Here is a 1,394-nt window from a genome sequence, read left to right as displayed (position 1 = left end):
AGCCAAAGCGATCGGTTGAAGGATCCTTCAGAGCTGTCAAAATCCAAGTGTATTTAATGCACTTGGATTTTTTTATGGATGTTTCTCAAGCTCTAAACATAATTAATGATTGGAAACCTAGCAGCGTTGAGACTTTGTCTGACTTGCTTCCAATTGAACTCATCGACGAAGCCTATTCTCTTACTGATACTGTCACGATGAGAAAGAGGAAATTAACTTTAGAATCCATGGTGTGGCTGCTTGTTGGAATGGCTATCTATAACAGTAAATCCATGAAAGATTTAGTGAACCAACTTGATATTGTCGACCGTACAGGTAAAGCTTTTGTCGCACCGAGTGCGTTAACTCAACGTCGAAAGACGTTGGGTGAAGACGCAATTAAAGCGGTCTTTGAGCGAATGACTACGTCATGGTTAAACAGTGCAAAGTTACCCCAATGGAATGGATTAACGCTGCTTGGCGTCGATGGCGTTGTTTGGCGAACGCCCGATAACCCGCAAAATGAAAAGGCATTTTCTCGACAAAAAGGGACGCAATATCCGCAAGTGAGAATGGTCTGCCAAATGGAACTAAGCAGTCACATTATTACGGCCAGTGCATTTGATAATTACAATACAAACGAAATGATATTAGCTGAAAAACTGATAGAAACAACACCAAACCATAGCGTAACAATGTTCGATAAGGGGTTCTATTCTTTAGGTTTATTACATAAATGGCAAGACTCTGGCTCAGAGCGCCATTGGCTTATCCCCCTCAAGAAAAATACACAATATGACATTGTTCAATCTTTAGGGCGAAATGACAAACTTGTTCAATTACACAGTAATCCAAGAGCTAGAAAGCTATGGCCTGATTTACCAAAGTCGATAACCGCTCGACTTGTCACTCGTAAAATTAAAGGAAAAGACTACCAAGTATTAACCTCCATGACGGACTCCCTGCGTTACCCATCAAAAGATATTGCAGGCCTTTATGAGCATCGTTGGGAAATAGAGCTGGGCTACCGAGAGCAAAAACAATACATGCTTGGAAACCGTCTTACGCTGCGAAGTCGTTTACCAGAGCTGGTCAAGCAGGAGTTATGGGGCATCTTGCTTACTTACAATTTAATCCGATATCAGATGGTCGAGCTCTGCTTCAATTTAAAGGGAAATTACCTTCCTTATCAACTGAGTTTTAACGGCACGTTAGCTCATGTATCAGCGTTACTTGTAGGCTTACCTTATTCAACACCAGGCGCAATACCTCGTCAGCTAAAGGGGTTCCACAACATGGCTGAAAGCTTAATACTTGAAGGGCGAAGGGAAAGGACATTCCCTAGAAGAGTTAAACCCAGACCACAACGGTATGCTAAGAACAAAAATGCCGTTCACTCTTAAGTGAACGGCATT

General features: G+C 42.0%; 1 protein-coding gene. It reads left to right on the top strand.

What is annotated here, in order from left to right:
• Positions 1-74 precede the first annotated feature (74 nt).
• Complete coding sequence (locus AB4384_RS14215) at positions 75-1,382, top strand: IS4 family transposase (RefSeq protein WP_029235596.1); 1,308 nt, start codon at positions 75-77, stop codon at positions 1,380-1,382.
• Positions 1,383-1,394: the final 12 nt, after the last annotated feature.

Origin of the sequence: Vibrio sp. 10N.261.51.A4 (assembly GCF_041471945.1) — a bacterium.
Classification (GTDB): Bacteria; Pseudomonadota; Gammaproteobacteria; order Enterobacterales; family Vibrionaceae; genus Vibrio; species Vibrio crassostreae_C.
The sequence above is the reverse complement of the archived record's forward strand: the minus strand, read 5'-3'. Positions and strand labels throughout refer to the sequence as shown.

Bases quoted from the DNA above. Each gene is read 5' to 3' on its own strand.
- AB4384_RS14215 (WP_029235596.1), top strand. From the start codon at position 75: ATGGATGTTTCTCAAGCTCTAAACATAATTAATGATTGGAAACCTAGC.